Source organism: Bacillus sp. SIMBA_008 (assembly GCF_046535495.1).
In the GTDB taxonomy this organism is placed as follows: domain Bacteria; phylum Bacillota; class Bacilli; order Bacillales; family Bacillaceae; genus Bacillus; species Bacillus subtilis.
This window is the reverse complement of the sequence record NZ_JAWRWL010001044.1, coordinates 1-246: the sequence shown is the minus strand read 5'-3', so window position 1 is coordinate 246 and position 246 is coordinate 1. Positions and strand designations below refer to the sequence as shown.

At 66.3% G+C, this 246-nt stretch carries 1 protein-coding gene; it reads left to right on the top strand.

The features are described from left to right. Positions 1-246 (top strand): sugar-binding domain-containing protein (locus SB658_RS26595; protein WP_410603493.1); only part of this gene is annotated, 246 nt, incomplete at both ends.

Below are 246 nucleotides of genomic sequence, written 5' to 3'. Positions count from 1 at the left end.
ACTGGGTCGACATCGGCCTGCCGCACTCGTTCGCCGTGCCGGCCGATCTCGGCACGACCTTCTACGTCGGCACAGGCTGCTATCGGCACGAGCTCGCGATCGACGAGGCATGGATCGGCCGGCGGATCTGCCTCGAGTTCGGCGCCGTGTTCCAGCATGCCGAGGTCTTCGTCAACGGTGAGCGCGCCGGCGGACACACGGGCGGGTATACGAGCTTTCTCATCGACATCACGGATCTCGTGCGCG